The organism is Merdimmobilis hominis (assembly GCF_016901855.1).
GTDB lineage: Bacteria > Bacillota > Clostridia > Oscillospirales > Ruminococcaceae > Paludihabitans.
The window spans coordinates 1-553 of the sequence record NZ_JACJKY010000069.1; the positions used below are offsets into that span (position 1 = coordinate 1).

1 protein-coding gene is annotated in these 553 nt (G+C 40.5%); it reads right to left on the reverse strand.

The window, feature by feature from the left end; all coding sequences use genetic code 11:
- Positions 1 to 2: 2 nt before the first annotated feature.
- The gene (locus tag H6A12_RS13085; protein ID WP_204448441.1) at positions 3 to 473 is read right to left on the reverse strand and encodes a helix-turn-helix domain-containing protein; all 471 of its coding nucleotides are present in this window, start codon (positions 471 to 473) and stop codon (positions 3 to 5) included.
- Between the last annotated feature and the right edge of the window lie 80 nt (positions 474 to 553).

Sequence of the window (553 nt, forward strand, 5' to 3'; positions counted from 1 at the left end):
AATTACTTTGTACCGGAGTTCTTTGCATCCCACCTTTCGCACTCTTCCCGAAAAGCCCGTAATACCTCGTTTTCCATTTCTAATTGGCGTATCTTTTCTTCGGGTGTGTTCGGCTGCGGCTTTCTCGGTCGGCCTCTTTTGCGGGTACTTAGTCCTTCTTCTCCTCGCTTTTGGTAGTCCTGAAACCACTGCTTGAGCATACGGTATTGGATACCGGTTTCTCTCGTCAGATCAGCAACGGATATACCATCCTCAAAGTGGCGTTTAATTACTTTTAGCTTGTATTCTGCTGAGTAATATTTGGTGTTTTTTAGCGATTCCTTGCCTTTTTGACGGTAGTCGCGAAGAATGTAACACAGATAGCTTTTGCTGATGTCATATTCCTCACAAATCGCTTTTAATGTCTTATGGTTTTCCTCATGCTCTCGAATGATGGTAATCTTTTCTTCGTAACTAAACTGGTATTTTCCCATTTTTCTTCAACTCCTTGACTCTTTTATTATACATCAAGGTGTCCTATATTTTAATGTCTACTTTTTAGGTATCATATCAA

Excerpts from the sequence above, each read along its gene's own strand:
- H6A12_RS13085 (WP_204448441.1), bottom strand. The coding sequence starts at position 473 with ATGGGAAAATACCAGTTTAGTTACGAAGAAAAGATTACCATCATTCGA.